Source organism: Streptomyces sp. NPDC002742 (assembly GCF_042888885.1).
Taxonomy (GTDB): domain Bacteria; phylum Actinomycetota; class Actinomycetes; order Streptomycetales; family Streptomycetaceae; genus Streptomyces.
The window spans coordinates 191,266-215,065 of the sequence record NZ_JBIAQF010000016.1; the positions used below are offsets into that span (position 1 = coordinate 191,266).

Consider the following 23,800-nt stretch of genomic DNA (forward strand, 5'->3'; position numbering starts at 1 on the left):
ATGCAAGCCGGGAGCACACGGCATGGCACCCTTAGAGCTGCGAATAAGGCAATGACGGACACGGGTTCGACAAGGAGCGGTCACAGTGCAGCGCTGGCGTGGCTTGGAGGACATCCCAGAGGACTGGGGGCGCAGCGTCGTCACCATCGGTTCCTACGACGGGGTGCACCGCGGACACCAGCTGATCATCCGGCATGCCGTGGACCGGGCCCGTGAGCTGGGCGTCCCCTCCGTCGTGGTCACTTTCGACCCGCACCCCAGCGAGGTGGTCCGCCCCGGCAGCCACCCCCCGCTGCTCGCCCCGCACCACCGTCGCGCGGAGCTGATGGCCGAACTGGGTGTGGACGCCCTGCTCATCCTGCCTTTCACCACCGAGTTCTCGAAGCTGTCGCCCGCCGACTTCGTGGTGAAGGTGCTGGTCGACAAGCTGCACGCCAAGGCCGTCGTCGAGGGCCCCAACTTCCGCTTCGGCCACAAGGCCGCGGGCAACGTCGACTTCCTGCGCGAGCAGGGGGAGACGTACGACTTCGAGGTGGAGGTCGTGGACCTCCACGTGACCGGTGAGGCGGGCGGCGGCGAGCCCTTCTCCTCGACCCTCACCCGGCGCCTCGTCACCGGGGGTGATGTCGAGGGCGCGCGGGAGATCCTGGGACGGCCGCACCGCGTCGAGGGCATCGTCGTCCGCGGTGCCCAGCGCGGCCGCGAGCTCGGCTTCCCCACGGCGAACGTCGAGACCCTCCCGCACACGGCGATTCCCGCCGACGGCGTCTACGCGGGCTGGCTGCACGTCGAGGGCGAGGCCATGCCCGCCGCGATCTCCGTCGGCACGAACCCTCAGTTCGACGGCACCGAGCGCACGGTGGAGGCGTACGCCATCGACCGCGTCGGCCTCGACCTCTACGGTCTGCACGTCGCTGTCGACTTCCTCGCCTTCGTCCGCGGCCAGGCCCGGTTCGACTCCATCGACGCCCTGCTGGAAGCCATCACCGACGATGTGAAGCGCTCGCGGGAACTCATCGAGGCGTACGACGGGGAGTAGCCCTCCTCGGCCCGTCCCGCTCGGAGGCGCGGCGCCGGGGCGGCCGGCACCTTCGCCCGGCGCCCGCCGCTCCCTCACCCGATCAGGCACCCCCTGCACCCGATCAGGCACCGGCGGCCCCCGCACCGGGTACGGCACCGGTCGCGTCTGCTCCGTGTCAGGCGTCGGCGTGTACCGCCCGCGCCCAGTGGCACGCCACCTGCGTTCCGCCGCCGCCGTCCAGCACCTCCAGGTCCTGGCTCCGGCAGGCGTCCGCGACGCCCGCCCGGCCGGCCTCCCCGCTCGCCAGAATCTGACAGCGCGCGTGGAACCGGCAGCCTCCGGGGATGCGGGAGGGGTCGGGGGGCTCTCCGCTCAGCACGACCGGATCGCCCGGGGCCTCCGGAAGCACGGACAACAAGGCCTGCGTGTACGGATGCCGTGGTGCCGTCAGGACCTGCTCGACGCCTCCGGTCTCCACGATCCGGCCGAGGTACATCACCGCGACCCGGTCGGCGATGTTCCACGCCAGGCCCAGATCGTGGGTCACCACCAGGGCGGACAGGCCGAGTTCGTCCCGCAGCCGCAGCAGCAGCGCGAGGATCTCGCCGCGGACCGAGGCGTCGAGGGAGGCGACCGGTTCGTCCGCGACGATGAGTTCGGGCTCCAGGACGAGCGCGCCGGCGATCACGACGCGCTGACGCTGCCCGCCGGACAGCTCGTGCGGGTAGCGCAGGAAGAAGCGCTCCGCGGGGCGCAGGCCCGCCCGGGACAGCGCCCCCGCGACCGCCGCCCGCTCGTCGCCGCCGTACCGGTGGATGCGCAGTCCCTCGGCCACCGCGTCGTACACCGTGTGCCGGGGGTTCAGTGAGCCGCTGGGATCCTGGAGGACCAGCTGGACGCGCTTTCGGTACGCCTTCAGGGCGCGCGAGGAGTAGTCCAGCGCCTTGCCGTCGAAGGTGACCCGGCCACCGGTCGGCGGGACCAGGCCGAGGAGCGAGCGGGCCAGTGTGGTCTTGCCGCAGCCCGACTCGCCGACCAGGGCGACGATCTCGCCGGGCCGGATGTCCAGGTCGACGCCGTCGACGGCGCGCGCACGGGCGGCGCCCGGCCGGCCAGGGAACGAGACGTGCAGGCCCTGTGCGCGCAGCAGCGGCCCGGTCGTCGCGGGGTTCGTCGTCATGGCGTACTCCTGACCGGTTCCGCGCCCATGGCCGTGTCCGCATGTACGCAGGCCGCCCGTCGGCCCGCCCCCGCGTCCCGCAGCACCTGGTCGTCCGTCCCGCACACGTCCAGCGCCACCGGGCAGCGCGGGTGGAAGGTGCAGCCGGACGGCAGTGCCGACGGGTCCGGTGGATCACCGGGCAGGCCGCGCGGCGCGAACCGGGAGGCCGCGTCGCCGATGCGCGGGAAGGCGGCCGACAAGGCCTTGGCGTACGGGTGCCGGGCGTTCTCGTAGACCTGCCGGGCGGGTCCCTCCTCCACCACGCGGCCCGCGTACATCACCGCGAGCCGGTCACAGGTGTCGGCCAGCACGGCGAGATCGTGACTGATCATGATGAGCCCCAACTCCTGCTCGCTGACGAGCTGTTCGATCAGCCGGAGGATCTGCGCCTGGATCATCACGTCGAGTGCGGTGGTCGGTTCGTCGGCGATGACCAGTCGGGGGTCGCACGCCAACGCCATCGCGATCATGACGCGTTGGCGCTGGCCGCCGGAGAGTTCGTGCGGATAGGCGTCCGCGCGGGCGGCCGGCAGTCCCACGTGTTCGAGCAGTTCGCCGGTCTTTCGCCGCGCGCCCGCCGGGGTCGCCTTCTTGTGCAGCAGGATCGGCTCGGCGATCTGGTCGCCGACGCGGTGCACGGCGTTCAGCGAGTGCATAGCGCCCTGGAAGACGATGGACGCGCCCGCCCAGCGCACCGCCCGCACCCGCCCCCACTTCATCTTCAGCACGTCCTCGCCGGCCAGGAGGATCTCCCCGCTCGTGCGCGTGCCCGCCGGCAACAGCCGCAGCAGCGCCAGCGCCAGTGTCGATTTGCCGCAGCCGGACTCGCCCGCGAGGCCGAGCTTCCGGCCCGCGTCGAGCGAGAGGTCCACCCCGCGTACCGCGGCCGCGCCGCCCGGGTACGTCACGTCGAGGTTCCTGACCTCCAGCAGCCGTCGCGCGCTCGGTGTTCCCTCGGTCGCCGTGTTCAACGCGACACCCCCAGCTTCGGGTTGAGGACGGACTCCACCGCGCGACCGCACAGCGTGAACGCGAGCGCGACCATCGCGATGGCGACCCCCGGCGGCACCAGGTACCACCACTTGCCCGCGCTGACCGCACCCGCCTCGCGCGCGTCCTGGAGCAGCCCGCCCCAGGAGACGACGGTCGGATCGCCGAGGCCGAGGAACGCGAGTGTCGCCTCCGCGAGGATCGCCGAGGAGATGATGAGCGTCGTCTGGGCCAGGACCAGCGGCATCACATTGGGCAGCACGTGGCGGGACATGATGTGCCAGTGACCGCCGCCGAGCGCCTTGGCCCGCTCGATGTACGGCCGCGACTCCACCGCGAGGGTCTGCGCGCGCACCAGCCGGGCCGTCGTGGGCCAGGTGGTGACACCGATGGCCAGGATGATCGTGCCGAGGGAGCGGGTCATCACGGTCGCCAGCGCGATGGCGAGGACCAGCGTCGGCATCACCAGGAACCAGTCGGTGATCCGCATCAGCACGGTCGCGTACCAGCCGCGGAAGTGCCCGGCGGTGATCCCGATCAGTGCCCCGATCGCCACCGACAGCACGGCGGCGAGCAGTCCGACCAGCAGCGAGACACGGGCGCCCCACACCAACAGGCCGAGCAGATCGCGTCCGAACTGGTCGGTGCCGAGGGGGAATTCGGCGCTCGGGCTCTCCAGCGGGTCACCTGGCGCGTTGGTCACGCTCTGCACGTCGGAGCCCACTGTCAGCGGCGCGGTCACCGCGATCAGCACGAAGAGGCCGAGGGCCGCGAGCCCGCAGACGCCCGCCCGGTGGGTGCGGTACTGCTTCCAGAAACGGGCCGCGGAGCGACGGCGGCGCTGCCGTGCCAGGGCGCGCGGACCCGGCCGGGCCGCCCGCGGGGGTGCTTCTGCTGTCATCGGCCCGTCCGGCTCGGTCGTGGTCATCGGCCCACCCGTGGATCCAACAGTGGATAGATCAGATCGGCCAGCGTGTTCATCACGATCACAGCCGCCGCGAAGACGAAGAACAGCCCCTGCACCAGCGGCAGATCGGGCACGCTCAGCGCCTGGTAGAAGAGCCCGCCGAGGCCGGGCCAGGAGAAGACGGTCTCGACGAGGATCACACCCGCGACCGTCCGGCCGAGGTTGATGAAGATCAGGGTGACGGTGGGCAGCAGCGCGTTGGGCACGGCATGCCGACGGCGCACTTGGTCGTCCCGCAGCCCCTTCGCCCGAGCCGTGGTCAGGTAGTCGCCGCCCATCTCGTCGAGCAGCGCCGAGCGGGTCACCAGCAGGGTCTGCCCGTACTCGACGGCGACCAGGGTCACCACCGGCAGGATCAGGTGGTGGGCGACGTCGACGACGTACGCGAAGCCCTCCTTGCCCCCCGATTCCATGCCGCCGGTCGGGAACATACCGGGGATCGGACCGATGCCCACCGAGAAGACGATGATGAGCAGCAGCCCCAGCCAGAAGGACGGAATCGAGTAAAGGGTCAGCGCCAGACCGGTGTTGATGCGGTCGCTCGTTCCGCCGTTGCGCCACGCGGAGCGGGTGCCGATGAAGATGCCGAGCACGGTGTAGAGGACGAACGCGGTCCCGGTGAGCAGGAGGGTGTTCGGCAGCGCCTCGGTGATCTTGTCGATGACGGGGGCGCGGAACTGGTAGGAGGTGCCGAGATCGCCGGTGAGCGCCTTGCCGCAGTAGTCGGTGAACTGCTCCCACAGAGGCAGATCGAGTCCGAACTCCTTGCGGTAGTTGGCGAGTTGTTCGGCGGACACCTGGCGACCGCCGGTCATGTACTTGACCGGGTCGCCGGGGATGAGCCGGAAGAGGAAGAAGCTGGTGACGAGGACGGCGAGCAGGGAGACGGCCGCGCCGCCCAACTTGCCCGCCACGTACCGCGGATAGGCGGTCCGGGTGCGCGCCTTCGGCCCGCGGACCGACGGCCCGGCCGTTGCCGGACCGCCGGTCGCCTCGACCAGCGAGGGTGTTGCCTCAGCGGTCATGAACCACTCATTCGCTCGTACGTTCATCGGGGCACCCGCCCGTGTTCGTGCGGGTGCCCTTGGGGGCGGTGCCTGCGCTACTCACGGTCCTCGGCCGTCGAGCGGCGGCGCATCACGAAGAACGCGCCGACGCCCGCGAGGACGACGGCGCCCGCGACGATGCCGATGATGATGCCCGTCGAGCTCGAACCGTCGGAGGACGCACCGGAGGAGCCCGCCGGAACCGCCGACCACCAGCTCCAGTAACCGTCCTGGCCGTAGATGTTGCCCGCGGCCTTCGGCATCGTCTCGATCGACTTGATCTGATCGGTGCGATAGGCCTCGACCGCGTTCGGGTACGCCATGACGTTCATGTACCCGGTGTCGTACAGCCGCGACTCCATCTGCTTGACGAGATCGGTCCGCTTGGCGGTGTCGTACTCGGCGAGCTGCTGGTCGTACAGCTCGTCGTACTTCTTGTCGCAGATGAAGTTGTCCGTCGCGCCCGTGTCCTTCGGGGTGGCGGGCAGGGCGCCGCAGGTGTGGATCGACAGGACGAAGTCGGGGTCCGGGTTGACGGACCAGCCGTCGAAGGCGAGGTCGTACTTGCCCGCCAGCCACGGGTCCGTCACGTTGTCCAGGCAGTCGAGGGTGACCCCGATGCCCAGCTTCCCGAACCACTCCTTCACGTACTGCCCGACCGCCTTGTCGTTCGGGTCGGTGGCGTGGCACAGGATCCGGTAGTCGATCGGCTTGCCGTTCTTCTCGACGCGCTTGCCGTCGCCGTTCTTCTTGTAGCCGGCCTGGTCGAGGAGCTGGGCCGCCTTCGCCGGGTCGTACGCCAGCGCCTGACCTGCCGACGGTTTCCAGGAGTACGTCGAGAAGCGCGGCGGGATGTAGCCCTCGCCCAGGACGGCGTGGCCCTGGAAGACCTTGTCGATCAGCGTCTGCCGGTCGATCGACATGAACAGCGCCTGGCGGACCTTCTGGTCGAGCAGCGACTCGGCGCCGTCACCGAAGTGCTTGCCGTTCCTGGCCTGGGCTCCGGGGTTGGTGGCCAGGGCGTAGAAGCGGCGCCCCGGGGCGTCGTTGACCTTGATGTTCCGCTCGGACTTGAGTGCCGCCGACTGCGCCGGCGTCAGACCGGAGACGAAGGACACCTCGCCCTTCTGCAGCGCCGCGACGGCCGCGTCCCCGTCTTTGTAGTACTTGAAGACCAGTTCGTCGAACTTGGGCGCCCCGCGCCAGAAGCTCTTGTTGGGCTTCAGGCGTACGTAGCTGTCGGCCTTGTAGTCCGTGAGGACGAACGGCCCGTTGCCGACGATCGGGAAGCTCTTGTCGTTGTTGAACTTGGAGAAGTCGCCGACCTTCTCCCAGATGTGCTTGGGCACGATCGGCACATCGAGCGCGGCCATCGTGGCCTGCGGCTTCTTGAGCTCGATCACCAGCTGGGTGGCGCTCGGGGCGGTGACCTTCTTGAAGTTGGCGACGAAGCTGCCGTTGGCGGTGGCCGCGCCCTCGTCGGTCATCATCTTGTCGAACGTCCACGCCGCGTCCTCGGCCGTGGCCTGCTGCCCGTCGGACCACTTGGAGTCGGAGCGGATCGTGTACGTCCAGGTCAGTTTGTCCGCGGACGGCTCCCACTTGGTGGCGAGGCCCGGGATCGCGTGGTTGTCCGCCGGGTCGTAGTTGGTCAGGTACTCGTACATGAGCCGGTGGATGCTCGTGCTGACCAGCCGCGACGCCAGGAAGGGGCTCAGCGAGTCGACGCTCTGCGCGACCGCGACGGTGAGCACCTTCTTGCCCTCCTTCGCCTCGGCCTGTTGCGGCACCGGATTGAGCGGGGTTGCGAGACCGGCGGAGAGGGTGAGGGCGGCGACGCCTGCGGCGGCGACGAGCCGGGGCCGCAGGCGGCCTCTGTGGTGCTGATCTTGTGTGTTCATGGGTCGGTGACCTCGCGTCATCGCTTGCACAGAGATGGCTGGTTGAACGACATGATCGGGGTGGCGCCGGCGGGGTTGATGTGTGTGTCTATCAGCGGTGGTCTGCGCGAGTCAACGGCGCGTGAACCCCATGTGGCCTGCAGAAATAACGAGTTGACGCGAATTTTTCGCTCATTGGTTCAGACCGGTGAAACTCCCCAGGTGAAAGCCTGACGGTTCGTGACGTCGCAGGACGCGCGCCCGTGACCTCTCCGGACGCGCGAAGGCCCGCACCGTCCGTGAACGGTGCGGGCCCGAGCGGGAATCGGTCCCTCGACGGGGCCGATCGGCTTACTGCTGAGGAGGTGCCGGAGGCGGCGGAGTCTGCCCCTGGTTCGACGGGTACGGCTGGTTCGGCGGGTACGGCTGTCCTGGCTCGAACTGCTGACCCGGCTGGGGCGGCTGCGGGTAGCCCTGCCCCGGCGCCTGCGGATAGGGCTGACCGGGCTGCTGCGGGTAAGGCTGTCCCGGCTGGGCGTACGGCTGTCCGGGCTGGGGCTGGGGCTGGGGCTGGGGCGGAGCCTGACCCGGCGCGGGCTGTCCCGGAACCTGCTGACCCGGGACGTACTGTCCTGGGACCTGCTGTCCTGGGACGTACTGGCCCGGCATCGGCGGGGCGGCCACCGGGGGCGGGTTGCCGTCGTTCGTCCACAGCCCGTGCGACTGCTGGTGCCGCGCGATGTCCTCGGCGACCATCGCGGAGAGGTTGAAGTACGCCTCCCGCACCTTGGGGCGCATCATGTCGAGGTCGACCTCGGCCCCCGCGGAAAGATGCTCGTCGAACGGCACGACCACGACACCGCGGCAGCGCGTCTCGAAGTGGCTGACGATGTCGTCCACCTTGACCATCTTGCCGGTCTCGCGCACTCCGGAGATGACGGTGATCGACCGCGCGACGAGGTCCGCGTACCCGTGCGCCGACAGCCAGTCCAGCGTCGTACTGGCGCTGCTCGCTCCGTCCACCGACGGCGTCGAGATGATGATGAGCTGGTCGGCGAGGTCGAGCACTCCGCGCATGGCGCTGTACAGCAGACCCGTACCGGAGTCGGTCAGGATGATCGGGTACTGCTTGCCCAGGAGGTCTATCGCGCGCCGGTAGTCCTCGTCGTTGAAGGCCGTGGACACGGCCGGGTCGACGTCGTTGGCGATGATCTCAAGACCGGAGGGCGCCTGGGAGGTGAACCGGCGGATGTCCATGTACGAGTTGATGTACGGGATCGCCTGCACGAGGTCACGAATGGTGGCGCCGGTCTCGCGACGCACCCGGCGGCCGAGCGTACCGGCGTCGGGGTTGGCGTCGATCGCGAGGATCTTGTCCTGCCGCTCGGTGGCGAGCGTGGAGCCGAGCGCGGTCGTCGTGGTCGTCTTGCCGACACCGCCCTTGAGGCTGATGACGGCGATCCGGTAGCACGAGAGCACCGGAGTCCGGATCAGCTCCAACTTCCGCTGGCGCTCGGCCTCTTCCTTCTTCCCGCCCAGCTTGAAGCGTGCCGACGCGGCGGCCGGACGACCGCTCTTGGCCTTCTGCCTCTTGTTGTTGAGCAGTCGGTCGGAGGAGAGCTCCACCGCCGCGGTGTACCCGAGCGGGGCCGCGCCGGGATTGGTCGGCTGGCGCTGATCGTGCCGCACGGGCTGCGGCCAGGCGGTACCGGTCCGCGGGTCGACGGGGGCGCTCGGCACGCCGGGCTGCTGCTGTACGGGCGGGGGGCCCGGCTGATGTGGAGGCTCCTGCTGCGGGCTCTGCGGGCTCTGCGGCTGAGTCGGCGCCGGGTACGGCGGGACCGCCTGCCCCGGGGCCGGGGGCTGCTGCGACTGCGGCCGCGTGAGGTCGTAACCGGGCTGCGGGGCAGGCGGGTCGGCCGCCGGCTGCGGGAACCCGTAGCCCTGCTGGGGGACCTGGGCGTGAGCGGGAGCCGGAGCATGCGGCGGCACGGCGTCCGGCACGGGCACGGCGGGCTGCGGGAACCCGTATCCCGGAGCCTGCGGAGTGACGGGGTGGGGCGTCTGCCGGTCCTGGGGCGGGGTGTTCTGCTGCGGGAACCCGTATCCAGGGGCAGGGGCAGGGGCAGGGGCAGGGGCAGGGGCAGGGGCCGGGGCCGGCTGGATGGGTGCCGGCTGATCCGGCGCGGGGGCGACCTGCTGCGGGAACCCGTACCCCGGAGCGTGCGGGGCGGCGGCCTGGGCCGGAGGAGCCGGGGCGGGCGCGCCGGGCTGCGGGAAGCCGTAGCTGCCCGCGGCGGCGGATGCCTGGTCCGGGGCGCCGGACCGGGGGAAGCCGTAACTCCCCTGCTGCGGCGGGGCCGGGGGCTGGGCCTGCGGCGGAGCCGCCGCACCGGGCGCACCGGGGGAGGGCCACGCCGCCGCGACGTGCTGCGTGGCCGGGGGCTGGAAGGGCTGACCGGGCGCGGGTGAGGCGGGCGGCTGGAACGGCTGGCCCGGCGCGGGTGAGGGTGCGGGCGCCGGGGGCTGGAAGGGCTGGCCCGGTGCCGGTGCGGCGGGTGCCTGCTGCGGCAACGGCGCCTGGTGCGGCATCTGGCCCTGTGCGTTCGGCACGGGTTCCGTGGACGCGGGCCACTGCGGGGCAGGCGCCGGCGCCGCGGGCTGGTAGGTGGGCGGCAAGGGCGGCAGCCCACCCTGCGGCAGCGGGGGCGGCGCCCAGGCCGGGGGCGTGTCCTGCACACCCGCGGGCTCGGGCCGGACCACGGGCACCGCGTCCTCGGGCTCGCTGTCCCGGGAGGAGGCGTACGGCGGCTGGAACCCGTCGGCCGCGGGGGCGTCGCTGTCCGTGGCGGCCCCGTCGTCCGTGAGGCGCGGCTCCACGACCTCGGCGTCCGAGCTCTCGACTCCGGCCGAGACGGCGTCGGGTGCCTCGGCGGACTCGGCATCAGGGGGGACGACGTCGGCATCGTCGGACGTGGCGGCTCGGTCCGTCACCGGTACTTCGGTCACGCTCGCGCGCTGGGAGGCGGCCTCCAGCGACTGGTAGGCGAGCACGGGATCGACGACCGGCTCGTTCTCCGGCCCGGCCACGGGCTGTGGCCGGGCCAACTGCTCGGACTGGAGCAGGTGTTCGGGCTGGACGACGGCGTCGGTCTCGACGGCGGCTACGGGCGCGCTCGGGGCCTCAGCCTCGCCCTCAGCCTCGCCCTCGTCCTCGCCCTCCACCGCCCGGGTGTCGCCCCGGCCGCCCTCTTCGGCGCTGGACCCGACGCCACCCTCGGCCTCCGCGCCCTCGCTGTCGGACCCGGCAGCAGCAACGGGAACATCGGCAGCCGCGACCGCAACCGCGTCATCGGACCCCGTGGTCTCGGAAACCGCCCGTTCCTCGATCTCCCGCCTCAGCGCGACAGCGGAGAACCGCATGGTCGCACCGCTTTCCAGGTCCCCGGTCCCGGAATCCGGCTCATCGGCAAGGGAAGGGGGAGCGGAAGGGGCGTCGGAGAGGATGGGGCGGGCGGCGTCCGGCGCGACCGGCTCGGCGACGGGAGCAGGGGGATCGGCAGGGGTCCACGGCGCCTGGAATCCACCCACGGGAAGGTTCGGCAGTGCGGTCGCGCCACCGGCGGCCGCGGCAGGCGGCACGGCCGGAGCGTGGGGCTGCGCGGCGTGGGGCTGCGCGGCGGGCGGCCGGACAGCCTCGGGGTCGCCGACGGGTACCGAGCCGACCGCGGCAGCCGGCTCAACGTGCGAAGGGGCCGGATCACCCGGGGCCACCGGGCCGTCCGAAGCCGTAGGGGCAACCGAAGCGGCCGAGTCCACGGACTCCTCCGGCTCCTCCGGCTCCTTCGAATTCTCCGGTCCTTCCGAGTCCCCCGCGTCGCCCGATCCCTGCGAGTCGCCCGTGCCCCCCGAATCCCCGGAGCCGCCCGAGGCGTTCTGCGTGTACCAGGCCGGCGCCGCGTAGTCGATGGTGAACTCGCCCGTCGTCTCGACGGCGGACTCGGCGTCGGACTGGTCATCGCCGGGCGTGGCCCAGCCCCCGCGGATCCCGTCCCGATCGCTGTTCACAATTCCTCCTGGTGTGGTCGAGCACCCTCAAGTCGTGCAGGGGCGACCGTCTGCTTGTCGTCCGTTGACGTTCCCGGACGACCGAGGCCGCCCGAAGTCCGTACGAGGTCATCCGAATTGACCGGCTCCCCGGGTAACGCGAGCCACCCGTCCACGGGTTCAGGCGTCGCACCCGGTCCCAGCCTAATCACCATGACTGTCCGTAGGGCAGGCCTGTCCACCTCATCGCGGCGGCCCGTTACGGCACACCTTGCCCAGAAGTGGCGCACACACGCTCACTATTGACCCCGAAAGCAGACAAACGATGGCACCGGGACGGCCACTTGTCTCACGGCCGCTTGCCTGCCGGCCACTTGCCCACCCTGCGGACTGCGAGGCGGGCAGACGAAAGGGGCCGCCACGGAAGACTTCTCCGCGGCGGCCCCTCGGTCCCGACGACCCGCGATCCCCGACGACCCGCGAACCCGGTAGGCCCGCACGGCTCGCCGGCGGACCTCGCCCGACGCGGCCGTCGGCCGGCCCCTCGCCGGAGGAGGACCGGCCACTGCGTCCGTTGACGACCGGCTACTCGGTCGGCGCGCCGCCGGTGTGCGGGGCCGGCTCCAGATCGAACTCGCCGTCCCGCGCGCCCAGCACGAAGGCCCGCCACTCCGCCTCCGTGTAGCGCAGGACCGTCCCCGGGTCGAGCGACGACCGCATGGCCACCGCGCCCCCGGGCAGATAGGCGATCTCCACCCGCTCCTCGTGCTCCTCCGTGCCCGGCGCGCTCTGCCATTCGACGCCCGAGATGTCGAGGGCGTAGAGCTCGTCCTTCTCCCGCTCCTTGCGCGCCTTGACGTCGTTGTCCGCTTCCTCGGCCATGTTCCGCCGGCCCCTTCCCCACGTACGAATGACCTCTGCCGTCACCCTAGTGGCCTGGTCCGCGCCGTCCGGGAAGGTTCGAAGACCCGGACAGACCGATCCGGTCTGGCTGGTACCCTGTGTAACGGCCGTTTGTGTACGCACCCCCGGAGCGCCGCTCTGGAGGCCGCGCCCAGCGGATCCCCGCCTCCCGAGTTACGGAAGCTCCCCTGAGAAGTGGACCAGGGGCACTCGGTGGCAGACATGAGACTACGAGGAGTACGCGTGTCGCTCGACGCCGCTACGAAGAAGCAGATCATCACCGAGTTCGGTCAGAAGGAAGGCGACACCGGCTCCCCCGAGGTCCAGGTTGCCATGCTCTCGCGCCGGATCTCGGACCTGACCGAGCACCTCAAGGCCCACAAGCACGACCACCACTCCCGTCGTGGTCTGCTGATCCTGGTCGGTCAGCGTCGCCGCCTGCTCCAGTACCTGGCCAAGAAGGACATCCAGCGCTTCCGTGCGCTGGTGGAGCGCCTGGGCATCCGCCGCGGTGCGGCGGGCGCCAAGTAAGACGCCGTGAAGGGAGCGGTTCCCACTCTTTGGGAGCCGCTCCTTTTGCTGTATGTGCTGCCGCACGCGCTCTCTACGTGCGGAGTGTCACCGACGCTTTGTAGTGTGGTAGCACAACGCAATACGCAGGAAACCGCACGTACGAACACAGCGTGACGAGGCCGTACCCGCCGGGTAGGGCATCTCACGACAACGAACGAGGAGAAGCGCGCCTCGCCGCCGCCGGTCCTCGGTAGTGGCCCCCGGGCGAAAGAGCCCCGGGTGCTTCGATCGAAGACCGGCCCGCACCAGAAGGAGCGCTTCTCCGCCACCGTCCCCCTGCCACACGGGCAGGACGGGACGAAGACGAGGAGAAAACGCTAGTGGAGAACGAGACCCACTACGCCGAGGCCGTTATCGACAACGGTTCCTTCGGCACCCGCACCATCCGCTTCGAGACGGGCAGGCTGGCCAGGCAGGCCGCCGGCTCCGCCGTCGCGTACCTGGACGACGACACCATGGTGCTGTCGGCCACCACCGCTTCGAAGAAGCCCAAGGACCAGCTCGACTTCTTCCCCCTGACGGTGGACGTCGAGGAGCGGATGTACGCCGCCGGCAAGATCCCCGGCAGCTTCTTCCGCCGTGAGGGCCGTCCCTCCGAGGACGCGATCCTCACCTGTCGCCTGATCGACCGCCCGCTGCGTCCGTCCTTCAAGAAGGGCCTTCGCAACGAGATCCAGGTCGTCGCGACGATCATGGCCCTCAACCCCGACCACCTGTACGACGTCGTGGCGATCAACGCCGCCTCCGCGTCCACGCAGCTGGCCGGTCTGCCCTTCTCCGGCCCGGTCGGCGGCGTCCGCGTCGCGCTGATCAACGGCCAGTGGGTCGCGTTCCCGACGCACACCGAGCTCGAGGACGCCGTCTTCGACATGGTCGTCGCCGGTCGCGTCCTGGAGGACGGCGACGTCGCGATCATGATGGTCGAGGCCGAGGCCACCGAGAAGACGATCACGCTGGTCCAGGGTGGCGCCGAGGCGCCGACCGAGGAGGTCGTGGCCGCCGGCCTCGACGCCGCGAAGCCCTTCATCAAGGTCCTGTGCAAGGCGCAGTCGGACCTCGCCGCGAAGGCCGCCAAGCCGACCGGTGAGTTCCCGATCTTCCTGGACTACCAGGACGACGTCTTCGAGGCTCTCAGCGCCGCGGTCACGAGCGAGCTCGCCCAGGCGCTCACCATCGCCGGCAAGCAGGAGCGCGAGGCCGAGCTGGACCGCGTCAAGGAGATCGCCGCCGAGAAGCTGCTCCCGCAGTTCGAGGGTCGCGAGAAGGAGATCTCCGCCGCGTACCGCTCGCTCACCAAGAAGCTGGTCCGCGAGCGCGTCATCAAGGACAAGGTCCGCATCGACGGCCGCGGCGTCACGGACATCCGTACGCTGGCCGCCGAGGTCGAGGCCATCCCGCGCGTGCACGGCTCGGCGCTGTTCGAGCGTGGCGAGACCCAGATCCTGGGCGTCACCACCCTGAACATGCTCCGTATGGAGCAGCAGCTGGACACCCTTTCCCCGGTGACCCGCAAGCGCTACATGCACAACTACAACTTCCCGCCGTACTCCGTCGGTGAGACGGGCCGCGTCGGCTCCCCGAAGCGCCGCGAGATCGGCCACGGCGCGCTCGCCGAGCGCGCGATCGTGCCGGTCCTGCCGACCCGCGAGGAGTTCCCCTACGCGATCCGTCAGGTGTCCGAGGCCCTCGGCTCCAACGGCTCGACGTCCATGGGCTCGGTCTGCGCCTCCACCATGTCGCTGCTCAACGCCGGTGTGCCGCTGAAGGCCGCCGTCGCGGGTATCGCCATGGGTCTGATCTCCCAGGAGATCGACGGCCAGACGCACTACGTCGCCCTCACCGACATCCTCGGTGCGGAGGACGCCTTCGGTGACATGGACTTCAAGGTCGCCGGCACCAAGGAGTTCGTGACCGCCCTCCAGCTCGACACCAAGCTGGACGGCATCCCCGCCTCCGTCCTGGCCGCGGCCCTCAAGCAGGCCCGCGACGCCCGCCTCCACATCCTCGACGTGATGATGGAAGCGATCGACACGCCGGACGAGATGTCCCCGAACGCCCCGCGGATCATCACCGTCAAGATCCCCGTGGACAAGATCGGTGAGGTCATCGGCCCCAAGGGCAAGATGATCAACCAGATCCAGGAGGACACCGGCGCCGACATCACGATCGAGGACGACGGCACCATCTACATCGGTGCCCAGCAGGGCTCGCAGGCCGAGGCCGCGCGCGCCACGATCAACGCGATCGCCAACCCGACCATGCCGGAGGTCGGCGAGCGCTACCTGGGCACCGTCGTGAAGACGACGACCTTCGGCGCGTTCGTGTCGCTGCTCCCGGGCAAGGACGGTCTGCTGCACATCTCGCAGATCCGCAAGCTCGCCGGCGGCAAGCGCGTGGAGAACGTCGAGGACGTCCTGGCCGTGGGCTCCAAGGTCCAGGTCGAGATCGCCGAGATCGACTCCCGCGGCAAGCTCTCCCTGATCCCCGTGGTCGAGGGCGAAGGCGACGACGAGAAGAAGGACGACACCGACCAGTGACGTCGAGTAGCTCCACGACGACGGCCCGCACCTCCTCGGAGGCGCGGGCCGTCGCCCGTACCCAAACCCTCATCAAGGGCGCGAACGGCATCGGTACGGTCCGCAAGACCACCCTGCCCGGCGGGCTGCGCATCGTCACCGAGACGCTCCCCTCCGTGCGCTCCGCCACGTTCGGCATCTGGGCGCACGTGGGCTCCCGCGACGAGACGCCGACCCTGAACGGCGCGACGCACTACCTGGAGCACCTGCTCTTCAAGGGCACGAACCGCAGGTCCGCCCTGGACATCTCCTCGGCGATCGACGCGGTCGGCGGCGAGATGAACGCGTTCACGGCCAAGGAGTACACGTGCTACTACGCGCGCGTGCTCGACACCGACCTGCCGCTGGCCATCGACGTCGTCTGCGACATGCTGACCGGCTCGCTCATCCGCGAGGACGACGTCAACGTCGAGCGCGGCGCGATCCTCGAAGAGATCGCGATGACCGAGGACGACCCGGGCGACTGCGTGCACGACCTGTTCGCGCACACCATGCTCGGCGACACCCCCCTCGGCCGCCCGGTCCTCGGCACGGTCAACACGGTCAACGCCCTCACCGCGGACCGCATCCGCCGCTTCTACAAGAAGCACTACGACCCGACGCACCTCGTCGTGGCCTGCGCGGGCAACGTCGACCACAACAAGGTCGTACGCCAGGTCCGAGCCGCCTTCGAGAAGGCCGGCGCCTTCAAGAACGCCGAGGCGGCCCCCATCGCCCCGCGAGACGGCCGGCGCTCCATCCGCACGGCGGGCCGCGTCGAACTGCTCGGCCGCAAGACCGAGCAGGCCCATGTCGTCCTCGGCATGCCGGGCCTGGCCCGCACCGACGAGCGCCGCTGGGCTCTCGGCGTCCTGAACACCGCCCTCGGCGGAGGCATGTCCTCGCGCCTGTTCCAGGAGGTCCGCGAGAAGCGCGGCCTGGCCTACAGCGTGTACTCGTACACCTCGGGCTTCGCCGACTGCGGCCTCTTCGGCGTCTACGCGGGCTGCCGTCCGAGCCAGGTCCACGACGTCCTCAAGCTCTGCCGCGACGAGCTCGACCAGGTCGCCGAGCACGGTCTCTCGGACGACGAGATCGGCCGCGCCATCGGCCAGCTCCAGGGCTCCACGGTCCTCGGCCTGGAGGACACCGGCGCGCTGATGAACCGGATCGGCAAGAGTGAGCTGTGCTGGGGCGAGCAGATGTCGGTCGACGACATGCTGGCCCGGATAGCGTCGGTCACCCCGGACGAGGTCCGCTCGATCGCCCGGGACGTCCTGGGACAGCGGCCCTCGCTGGCGGTCATCGGCCCGGTCAAGGACAAGCAGGCGTCCCGTCTGCACGACGCGGTCGCGTAGATCCCGTCTCGAATCCCGTCTCGGTAAGGAACGAAGCAATGAGCAAGCTGCGCGTGGCGGTCCTCGGTGCCAAGGGCCGGATCGGAGCCGAGGCGGTACGAGCCGTCGAGGCCGCCGAGGACATGGAGCTGGTGGCCGCCCTGGGCCGCGGCGACAAGCTGGAGACGCTCGTCGACGCGGGTACCCAGGTCGTGGTCGAGCTGACCACCCCGGCCTCGGTGATGGGGAACCTCGACTTCTGCGTCCGGCACGGCATCCACGCCGTGGTCGGGACGACCGGCTGGACCGAGGAGCGCCTCGCGCAGCTCGGCACCTCGCTGGCCGCGTCCCCCGAGACCGGCGTGCTCATCGCGCCCAACTTCTCCATCGGGGCCGTGCTGACGATGAAGTTCGCCGAGGTCGCGGCGCCCTACTTCGAGTCCGTCGAGGTCATCGAACTGCACCACCCGAACAAGGTCGACGCCCCCAGCGGCACCGCCACGCGCACCGCTCAGCTCATCGCCGCGGCCCGGCAGCGCGCGGGCAGCGCCCCGCAGCCCGACGCCACGGTGACCGCCCTGGACGGCGCCCGCGGCGCCGACGTCGACGGCGTCCCGGTGCACTCGGTCCGGCTGCGCGGCCTCCTCGCCCACCAGGAGGTCCTGCTGGGCGGCGAGGGCGAGACCCTGACCGTCCGCCACGACTCCCTCCACCACAGCAGCTTCATGCCGGGCATCCTGCTCGGCGCCCGCCGCGTGGTGACCACTCCGGGCCTCACCTTCGGCCTGGAACACTTCCTGGACCTCGGCTGAGCCGGGGAACGTACGACAGTTAGCCGGCAGACATGCGCGCGAAGATCACCTATGCCATCACGGCCGCCGTCCTGGTCGTCTATTTCGTCCTGGTCGGCAGCCGGGGTGTGCTGCTCATCCAGAACGGCACCCTGATCACCGTCACCTTCGGTGTCGCGGTGCTCATCCTGCCGGTCATCGGCGTCTGGTTCCTCTGGATGAACACCCAGTTCGTCCGGAAGGCCAACCGGCTCTCCGCCGTGCTCGACGCCGAGGGCGGGCTGCCCGTCGACGAGCTGCGGCGCACCGAGGGCGGACGTATCGACCGCGACTCGGCCGACGAGGTGTTCGCCCGCCGGAAGGCCGAGACCGAGGACGCCCCGGACGACTGGCGCAACTGGTTCCGCCTCGCTGTGGCCTACCACGACGCCAGGGACACCCCGCGCGCCCGCAAGGCCATGCAGCGGGCCATCGCCCTGCACGAGGGCCGGTCGCTGGAGGCCTGATCAGCTTGTACGACGATGGGGCCGGCCCGCGGTGCGCGGGGCGGCCCCATCGTCGTACAACAGTGCCTCAGACCCGCCGGTACTCGTCGGCCCACACCTCGACGACGTCCGCCGCGCGGTCGAAGGCCTCCGTACGCGCCAGGAAATCGGCGTTGTGCGTGGTCATCAGCGGTGGCACGTCACCGGGCGCGCGGTCCCCGCGTACGAGCGTCAGGGCCTGGCCCTGGACCGTGCGCGGCAGTCCCAGCCAGCGCACCGGCTGCTGCACCGTGCGCACCGCCACGACCTGCTCCCACGGCGTCGTGTGCGTGAGGAGGAAGCCCACCCTGCGCAGCCCCCGGGCGCTGACCCACACACCCATGCGCAGCAGTCGCAGCGCGCACGCAATGACCACCGTCGCCCCGGCCATACAGGCCACGGCGCCGGGCAGCTTCCCGGCGACGCCGATTATCACGGCCGCGACGAGCACGTACGAGGCGAGCAGCAGGACGAGCGCGGCCGCGCCCACCCGCCAGGGGCCGGGCCGGTAGGGGCGCCGCCAGCGGTCGCGGTCGTCGAAGGGCAGCGCGACATCCTCCGCCGCCTCGTCAAAGGCGCGGTCCGCCGTCAGAAAGGGCAGGGGCACGACTGATCCTCACTCAATCCACGCAGGGGCTGTGCCCGGTGAGGTTATCGAGCCGGTTGCCGGCTCACCACCCTTGGGGGTCCGGAAGAGTCAGCGGCCGTCCGACGCCTCGGAACGCTGTGTATGCGCAGGTGACCGATCCTGTGACAGGGCGGGCATTCCGAGGATCAGGGACCCGGCGATCCCGGCGATCAGGGTGAGGCCGAAGAGCCACCGGCCGGCTGTCTGCCCGGCGGAGGACCGCTCTCGGGGCGGGGGAGCGACATTGCTGCGGAACTGGTCGGCTTCGGCGGTGAAGGCGAACGGGACGGGCTCGCGCCGACGGAACATGGGCGGTGCTTCTCCTCTGAGGGGTTCGCGGGATGCGGTGATGCGGTGACAAGCGACTCGAACTGCTCGAACAGGTCAGTCTCACTCATACAGACGGCCGAACGCCCCAAGAGGTGCCCAGAATCACCGAATTCGCAGAAGTTCGCCTCCTAATGTCGCGGCACGGTACCGAACGCCCCGTTGTCAGTGCCGGGCCGTAGAGTGGTCGCCGCCCGAGCCAGTGATGGGAAGGACCCTCCGCACGTGACCGACACCCCAGCCGACGACCTCAAGCCCAGCTTCCGCAGCGACGTCACCGTCGAGCTGATCAAGCACACGGCCTCCGACGCCGACGTGCTGTTCGCCGCCCGTGTCTCCACCGCCGGGGAGCAGTCGCTGGAAGAGCTGCAGAAGGACCCGGAGCGTTCCAAGGGCCTGATCAACTACCTGATGCGGGACCGGCACGGCAGCCCCTTCGAGCACAACTCGATGACCTTCTTCATCAGCGCCCCGATCTTCGTCTTCCGCGAGTTCCACCGGCACCGGGTCGGATGGTGTCTGCCGGGTGACGCCATGATCCGTGTCGGCACCAGCAAGAACGGCAAGGCCAAGCGCATCGCGGACATCTACCGGGACTGGAAGATCGGTGTGCCCGATTCCATGGGGCGCACGCGCAGACTGAAGTCCTGCCAGAACCTCCTGGCCGACACCATCGACCTGGAGACGGGGCTGGCGGAGAAGGCGCCCATGGTCGACGTCTTCGAGTCCGGCGTGAAGCCGATCCTCAAGGTCTCGACGACCAACGGCAAGGTTCTGCGTTGCACCGCGGACCACCGTGTATGGACGCCGGACGGCTGGGTTCGCGCCGGCGACCTGCGCGTCGGGGACAGGGTCGGGCGACTCGGCCGGGTGGGGGTCGGCGAGCGGGTCGGCATCCCGAAGCGCCTGCGTGAGGGGATCCAGTTCTGGACCACCGAGCAGCGAGCCGATCTCGTCGCGCCCATGGACCTCTGCTACATCTGCGAGGAGAAGTTCGAGGCGAAGGACCTGGAGCTGGACCACGTCGTTCCCGTGGACGCCGACCTGACGAAGGCGCTCGACGTCTCGAACCTGAAACCGGCCTGCAAGCCGTGTCACCAGAAGAAGACCAACGGCGAAGGCGTGCCGATCGGAGTACGCCGCCGGGCCCTCCAGAACGGGGTGCGCTGGGAGGCCGTTGTCGCCGTCGTCGCCGACGGGGAGGAGATGACCTACGACATCTCCATGCCGCCGCCGCACCACAACTTCATCGCGGACGGTTTCGTCGTACACAACTCGTACAACGAGGAGTCCGGGCGCTACCGCGAACTCGAGCCGGTCTTCTACGTCCCGGGCGAGGACCGCAAGCTGGTGCAGCAGGGCCGACCCGGCAGGTACGAGTTCGTCCTCGGCACCCCGGAACAGCACGAGGCCGTCACCAGCGCCATGGAGGAGTCCTACCGGCAGTCCTACGCCGCGTACCAGGAGATGCTGGCGGCCGGTGTCGCCCGCGAGGTCGCCCGCGCCACTCTCCCGGTCGGCCTCTTCTCTTCGATGTACGCCACCTGCAACGCCCGCTCCCTGATGCACTTCCTCGGTCTGCGCACCCAGCACGAGCTCGCCAAGGTCCCGTCCTTCCCGCAGCGGGAGATCGAGATGGTCGGCGAGAAGATGGAGGCGGAGTGGGCCAGGCTCATGCCGCTCACGCACGCGGCCTACAACGCCAACGGGCGCGTGGCGCCGTAACGCGCCTCCGCGCACCGGTCCGGCACAGATGTACGGGTCAGCCGAGCGAAGTGTCCGTATTGCGGCATTTCGCGAAGTTCATCTAGCCTGATCAAACGGACCCGGCACTGCTTGAACCCCCGAGCAGGCAGTGCCGGGTTCCACCTTTGTCATGCTTTGTCGTGTCCCCCGAGGGCAGACCCCGCGTTGAGCAGCGAGTAGCGTATTACCCATGGCTCCGACCTCCACTCCGCAGACCCCCTTCGGGCGGGTCCTCACCGCCATGGTCACGCCCTTCACGGCGGACGGCGGGCTCGACCTCGACGGCGCTCAGCGGCTCGCCACCCACCTGGTGGACGCAGGCAACGACGGCCTGATCATCAACGGCACCACCGGTGAGTCCCCGACCACCAGCAACGCGGAGAAATCGGATCTCGTACGCGCCGTGCTGGAGGCGGTGGGCGACCGCGCCCACATCGTCGCCGGCGTCGGCACGAACGACACCCGCCACAGCATCGAGCTGGCCCGCGACGCCGAGAAGACCGGCGCGCACGGCCTGCTCACCGTGACGCCGTACTACAACAAGCCCCCGCAGGAGGGCCTGTACCGGCACTTCTCGGCCATCGCCGACGCCACCGAACTGCCGGTCATGCTCTACGACATCCCCGGCCGCAGCGGCGTCCCGATCAACACCGAAACCCTGGTGCGGCTCGCCGAGCACCCGCGTATTGTCGCGAACAAGGACGCCAAGGGGGACCTGGGCCGCGCCAGCTGGGCCATCGCCCGCTCCGGCCTCGCCTGGTACTCCGGCGACGACATGCTGAACCTGCCGTTGCTCTCCGTCGGCGCGGTGGGCTTCGTCTCCGTGGTCGGTCACGTCGTCACCCCGGAACTGCGCGCGATGCTCGACGCGTACATCTCGGGGGACGTCCAGAAGGCCACCGAGATCCACCAGAAGCTGCTCCCCGTCTTCACCGGCATGTTCCGCACCCAGGGCGTCATGACGACCAAGGCCGCGCTCGCCCTCCAGGGCCTGCCCGCCGGTCCGCTGCGCGCCCCGATGGTCGAACTGTCGCCCGAGGAGACCACCCAGCTCAAGATCGATCTCGGCGCCGGCGGGGTAGAGCTCTAGCCACAGACTTCACAACCGAATACGTACGACACAACTGAATACGCACGACCCGCAGGCCATCGGTCTGCACCCCACACACAACAGCTACTGCACGAACGTCACGCGCGCCACGTGCCTTGCCAGGTACGTGGCGTGCGTGGTGAGGAGAGTCTTTTGAGTCATCCGCATCCTGAACTCGGCGCCCCGCCGGTCCTCCCGAAGGGTGGCCTGCGGGTCACCCCGCTCGGCGGCCTCGGTGAAATCGGCCGGAACATGACGGTCTTCGAGTACGGCGGCCGTCTGCTGATCGTCGACTGCGGAGTGCTCTTCCCCGAGGAGGAGCAGCCCGGAATCGACCTGATCCTGCCGGACTTCACGTCCATCAGGGACCGCCTCGACGACATCGAGGGCATCGTGCTCACGCACGGCCACGAGGACCACATCGGCGGCGTCCCGTTCCTCCTGCGCGAGAAGCCGGACATCCCGCTGATCGGCTCCAAGCTGACCCTCGCGCTCATCGAGGCGAAGCTCCAGGAGCACCGCATCCGGCCCTACACGCTCGAAGTGGCCGAGGGCCACCGCGAGCGCATCGGCCCCTTCGACTGCGAGTTCGTCGCGGTCAACCACTCCATCCCGGACGCCCTCGCGGTGGCCATCCGCACCCCCGCGGGCATGGTCGTCCACACCGGCGACTTCAAGATGGACCAGCTCCCGCTGGACGGCCGGCTCACGGACCTGCACGCGTTCGCCCGGCTGAGCGAGGAAGGCATCGACCTTCTCCTCTCGGACTCCACGAACGCCGAGGTCCCTGGATTCGTCCCGCCCGAGCGCGACATCTCGAACGTACTGCGCCAGGTCTTCGCCGGTGCCAGCAAGCGGATCATCGTGGCGAGCTTCGCCAGCCACGTCCACCGTATTCAGCAGATCCTCGACACCGCCCACGAGTACGGCCGCAGGGTCGCCTTCGTCGGCCGCTCGATGGTCCGCAACATGGGCATCGCACGGGACCTCGGCTATCTGAAGGTCCCGCCGGGCCTGGTGGTCGACGTCAAGACACTCGACGACCTCCCGGATCACCAGATCGTCCTCGTGTGTACGGGGTCCCAGGGCGAGCCGATGGCAGCCCTCTCCCGGATGGCGAACCGCGACCACCAGATCCGTATCGTCCAGGGCGACACGGTGATCCTCGCGTCGTCGCTGATCCCCGGCAACGAGAACGCTGTCTATCGCGTCATCAACGGCCTGACCCGCTGGGGCGCGAACGTCGTCCACAAGGGCAACGCCAAGGTGCACGTCTCCGGCCACGCCTCCGCGGGCGAGCTGCTGTACTTCTACAACATCTGCAAGCCGCGCAACCTGATGCCGGTGCACGGCGAATGGCGCCATCTGCGCGCCAACGCCGAGCTCGGCGCCCTGACCGGTGTCCCGCACGACCGGATCGTGATCGCCGAGGACGGCGTCGTCGTCGACCTGATCGAGGGCAAGGCGAAGATCTCCGGCAAGGTCCAGGCCGGGTACGTCTACGTCGACGGACTCTCGGTCGGTGACGTCGGGGAGCCCGCGCTCAAGGACCGCAAGATCCTCGGCGACGAGGGCATCATCTCGGTCTTCGTGGTGATGGACGCCAGCACCGGCAAGCTCACGGCCGGCCCGCACGTGCAGGCACGCGGTTCCGGTATCGACGACTCCGTCTTCGTCGATGTCATCCCGAAGATCACGGAAGTCCTGGAGCGCTCGGCCCAGGACGGTGTGGTCGAGCCCCACCAGCTGCAGCAACTCATCCGCCGCACGCTGGGCAAGTGGGTGTCCGACACCTACCGCCGGCGCCCGATGATCCTCCCGGTCGTCGTCGAGGTCTGACCCTCGGCAAAGCCCCAACCTGGAGCGGAGCGCCTCGATTTGCATCGTGGCGCTCCGCTCCAGTACGTTTACGGCTCCGCCCGAACGGGAACCCGGAAGCTTCGTGCTCCGGAACCAGTCCCCTAACGGGGCGGGAATTCCGACTCAGAAGATCTGATAAAGTCGGGGTCGCTGGAAAGGGAAACGCGAAAGCGGATTACCTGGAAAGCACCGAGGAAATCAGGTCCGAAAGGTTCTGATAGAGTCGGACTCGCCGGAAAGGGAAACGCGGAAGCGGGAACCTGGAAAGCACCGAGGAAATCGGATACGGAAAC

General features: G+C 69.9%; 18 protein-coding genes and 1 pseudogene. 10 read left to right on the forward strand and 9 right to left on the reverse strand.

The features are described from left to right. Positions 1-85 precede the first annotated feature (85 nt). Positions 86-1,039: a bifunctional riboflavin kinase/FAD synthetase gene (locus ACFYW8_RS28000; protein WP_365873427.1), complete on the forward strand. Its 954-nt coding sequence runs from the start codon at positions 86-88 to the stop codon at positions 1,037-1,039. 157 nt (positions 1,040-1,196) lie between these two features. Here ACFYW8_RS28000 and ACFYW8_RS28005 read toward each other — a convergent pair whose 3' ends face one another. The 7 genes from ACFYW8_RS28005 to ACFYW8_RS28035 all read right to left on the reverse strand — a co-directional run bounded on the left by ACFYW8_RS28005 (position 1,197) and on the right by ACFYW8_RS28035 (position 12,055). Continuing rightward, positions 1,197-2,201, reverse strand: a complete 1,005-nt coding sequence (locus tag ACFYW8_RS28005) for an ABC transporter ATP-binding protein (protein WP_365873429.1) — start codon at positions 2,199-2,201, stop codon at positions 1,197-1,199. Next, on the reverse strand, positions 2,198-3,214 hold the full coding sequence (locus ACFYW8_RS28010; protein WP_389082036.1) for an ABC transporter ATP-binding protein: 1,017 nt from the start codon (positions 3,212-3,214) through the stop codon (positions 2,198-2,200). The genes ACFYW8_RS28005 and ACFYW8_RS28010 overlap by 4 nt, the downstream gene beginning before the upstream one ends. Further along, positions 3,211-4,161 (reverse strand): ABC transporter permease, encoded by a 951-nt coding sequence (locus ACFYW8_RS28015; RefSeq protein WP_389082041.1) that lies wholly within the window; start codon positions 4,159-4,161, stop codon positions 3,211-3,213. The genes ACFYW8_RS28010 and ACFYW8_RS28015 overlap by 4 nt, the downstream gene beginning before the upstream one ends. After that, complete coding sequence (locus ACFYW8_RS28020) at positions 4,158-5,225, reverse strand: ABC transporter permease (protein ID WP_389082045.1); 1,068 nt, start codon at positions 5,223-5,225, stop codon at positions 4,158-4,160. Before ACFYW8_RS28020 ends, ACFYW8_RS28015 begins: the two co-directional genes overlap by 4 nt. A 77-nt stretch (positions 5,226-5,302) precedes the next feature. Beyond that, positions 5,303-7,147 carry an ABC transporter substrate-binding protein gene (locus ACFYW8_RS28025; RefSeq protein ID WP_389082052.1) on the reverse strand — a complete coding sequence of 615 codons (1,845 nt, stop codon included), beginning with the start codon at positions 7,145-7,147 and terminating at the stop codon, positions 5,303-5,305. A 330-nt stretch (positions 7,148-7,477) separates the two neighbouring features. Continuing rightward, the gene (locus tag ACFYW8_RS28030; RefSeq protein WP_389082056.1) at positions 7,478-11,194 is read right to left on the reverse strand and encodes an SCO5717 family growth-regulating ATPase; all 3,717 of its coding nucleotides are present in this window, start codon (positions 11,192-11,194) and stop codon (positions 7,478-7,480) included. A 564-nt stretch (positions 11,195-11,758) separates the two neighbouring features. Next, a complete protein-coding gene (locus ACFYW8_RS28035) occupies positions 11,759-12,055 on the reverse strand; it encodes a DUF397 domain-containing protein (protein WP_365873439.1) in 297 nt (98 codons plus the stop codon). Positions 12,056-12,319: 264 nt separating this feature from the next. On the opposite strand from ACFYW8_RS28035, the gene rpsO reads away from it, so the two are divergent. The 5 genes from rpsO (at position 12,320) to ACFYW8_RS28060 (ending at position 17,838) form a co-directional block, all read left to right on the forward strand. Further along, positions 12,320-12,607, forward strand: a complete 288-nt coding sequence (gene rpsO, locus ACFYW8_RS28040; protein ID WP_261709633.1) for a 30S ribosomal protein S15 — start codon at positions 12,320-12,322, stop codon at positions 12,605-12,607. A gap of 362 nt (positions 12,608-12,969) precedes the next feature. Beyond that, complete coding sequence (locus ACFYW8_RS28045; protein ID WP_389082066.1) at positions 12,970-15,186, forward strand: polyribonucleotide nucleotidyltransferase; 2,217 nt, start codon at positions 12,970-12,972, stop codon at positions 15,184-15,186. Next, entirely contained in the window at positions 15,183-16,562 is a 1,380-nt protein-coding gene (locus tag ACFYW8_RS28050) for a pitrilysin family protein (RefSeq protein WP_365873443.1), read from the forward strand. The genes ACFYW8_RS28045 and ACFYW8_RS28050 overlap by 4 nt, the downstream gene beginning before the upstream one ends. A gap of 38 nt (positions 16,563-16,600) precedes the next feature. After that, a complete protein-coding gene (gene dapB, locus ACFYW8_RS28055) occupies positions 16,601-17,353 on the forward strand; it encodes a 4-hydroxy-tetrahydrodipicolinate reductase (RefSeq protein ID WP_365873445.1) in 753 nt (250 codons plus the stop codon). 32 nt (positions 17,354-17,385) lie between these two features. After that, the gene (locus ACFYW8_RS28060) at positions 17,386-17,838 is read left to right on the forward strand and encodes a hypothetical protein (RefSeq protein WP_261709629.1); all 453 of its coding nucleotides are present in this window, start codon (positions 17,386-17,388) and stop codon (positions 17,836-17,838) included. 67 nt (positions 17,839-17,905) lie between these two features. On the opposite strand, the gene ACFYW8_RS28065 is transcribed toward ACFYW8_RS28060, so the two are convergent. Beyond that, positions 17,906-18,463, reverse strand: a complete 558-nt coding sequence (locus ACFYW8_RS28065; RefSeq protein ID WP_365873448.1) for a hypothetical protein — start codon at positions 18,461-18,463, stop codon at positions 17,906-17,908. Positions 18,464-18,553: 90 nt separating this feature from the next. Next, a complete protein-coding gene (locus ACFYW8_RS28070; protein WP_365873450.1) occupies positions 18,554-18,793 on the reverse strand; it encodes a hypothetical protein in 240 nt (79 codons plus the stop codon). Positions 18,794-19,036: 243 nt separating this feature from the next. Between ACFYW8_RS28070 and ACFYW8_RS28075 the strand changes: the two are divergent. The 4 genes and pseudogenes from ACFYW8_RS28075 to ACFYW8_RS28090 form a co-directional block, all read left to right on the forward strand. Further along, a pseudogene (locus tag ACFYW8_RS28075) lies at positions 19,037-19,327 on the forward strand (FAD-dependent thymidylate synthase); the annotation flags it as partial. A 105-nt stretch (positions 19,328-19,432) separates the two neighbouring features. Then, positions 19,433-20,536, forward strand: a complete 1,104-nt coding sequence (thyX, locus tag ACFYW8_RS28080) for an FAD-dependent thymidylate synthase (RefSeq protein WP_389082122.1) — start codon at positions 19,433-19,435, stop codon at positions 20,534-20,536. Between the two features lie 211 nt (positions 20,537-20,747). Continuing rightward, positions 20,748-21,647, forward strand: a complete 900-nt coding sequence (gene dapA / locus ACFYW8_RS28085; protein ID WP_365873452.1) for a 4-hydroxy-tetrahydrodipicolinate synthase — start codon at positions 20,748-20,750, stop codon at positions 21,645-21,647. A 153-nt stretch (positions 21,648-21,800) separates the two neighbouring features. Continuing rightward, on the forward strand, positions 21,801-23,486 hold the full coding sequence (locus ACFYW8_RS28090) for a ribonuclease J (RefSeq protein WP_389082079.1): 1,686 nt from the start codon (positions 21,801-21,803) through the stop codon (positions 23,484-23,486). The last annotated feature ends 314 nt before the right edge of the window (positions 23,487-23,800 follow it).

Excerpts from the sequence above, each read along its gene's own strand:
- dapB (WP_365873445.1), top strand. The coding sequence starts at position 16,601 with ATGAGCAAGCTGCGCGTGGCGGTCCTCGGTGCCAAGGGCCGGATCGGA.
- ACFYW8_RS28020 (WP_389082045.1), bottom strand. The coding sequence starts at position 5,225 with ATGACCGCTGAGGCAACACCCTCGCTGGTCGAGGCGACCGGCGGTCCG.
- ACFYW8_RS28015 (WP_389082041.1), bottom strand. The coding sequence starts at position 4,161 with ATGACCACGACCGAGCCGGACGGGCCGATGACAGCAGAAGCACCCCCG.
- thyX (WP_389082122.1), top strand. The coding sequence starts at position 19,433 with ATGGGGCGCACGCGCAGACTGAAGTCCTGCCAGAACCTCCTGGCCGAC.
- ACFYW8_RS28005 (WP_365873429.1), bottom strand. The coding sequence starts at position 2,201 with ATGACGACGAACCCCGCGACGACCGGGCCGCTGCTGCGCGCACAGGGC.
- ACFYW8_RS28070 (WP_365873450.1), bottom strand. The coding sequence starts at position 18,793 with ATGTTCCGTCGGCGCGAGCCCGTCCCGTTCGCCTTCACCGCCGAAGCC.
- ACFYW8_RS28025 (WP_389082052.1), bottom strand. The coding sequence starts at position 7,147 with ATGAACACACAAGATCAGCACCACAGAGGCCGCCTGCGGCCCCGGCTC.
- dapA (WP_365873452.1), top strand. The coding sequence starts at position 20,748 with ATGGCTCCGACCTCCACTCCGCAGACCCCCTTCGGGCGGGTCCTCACC.
- ACFYW8_RS28060 (WP_261709629.1), top strand. The coding sequence starts at position 17,386 with ATGCGCGCGAAGATCACCTATGCCATCACGGCCGCCGTCCTGGTCGTC.
- ACFYW8_RS28035 (WP_365873439.1), bottom strand. The coding sequence starts at position 12,055 with ATGGCCGAGGAAGCGGACAACGACGTCAAGGCGCGCAAGGAGCGGGAG.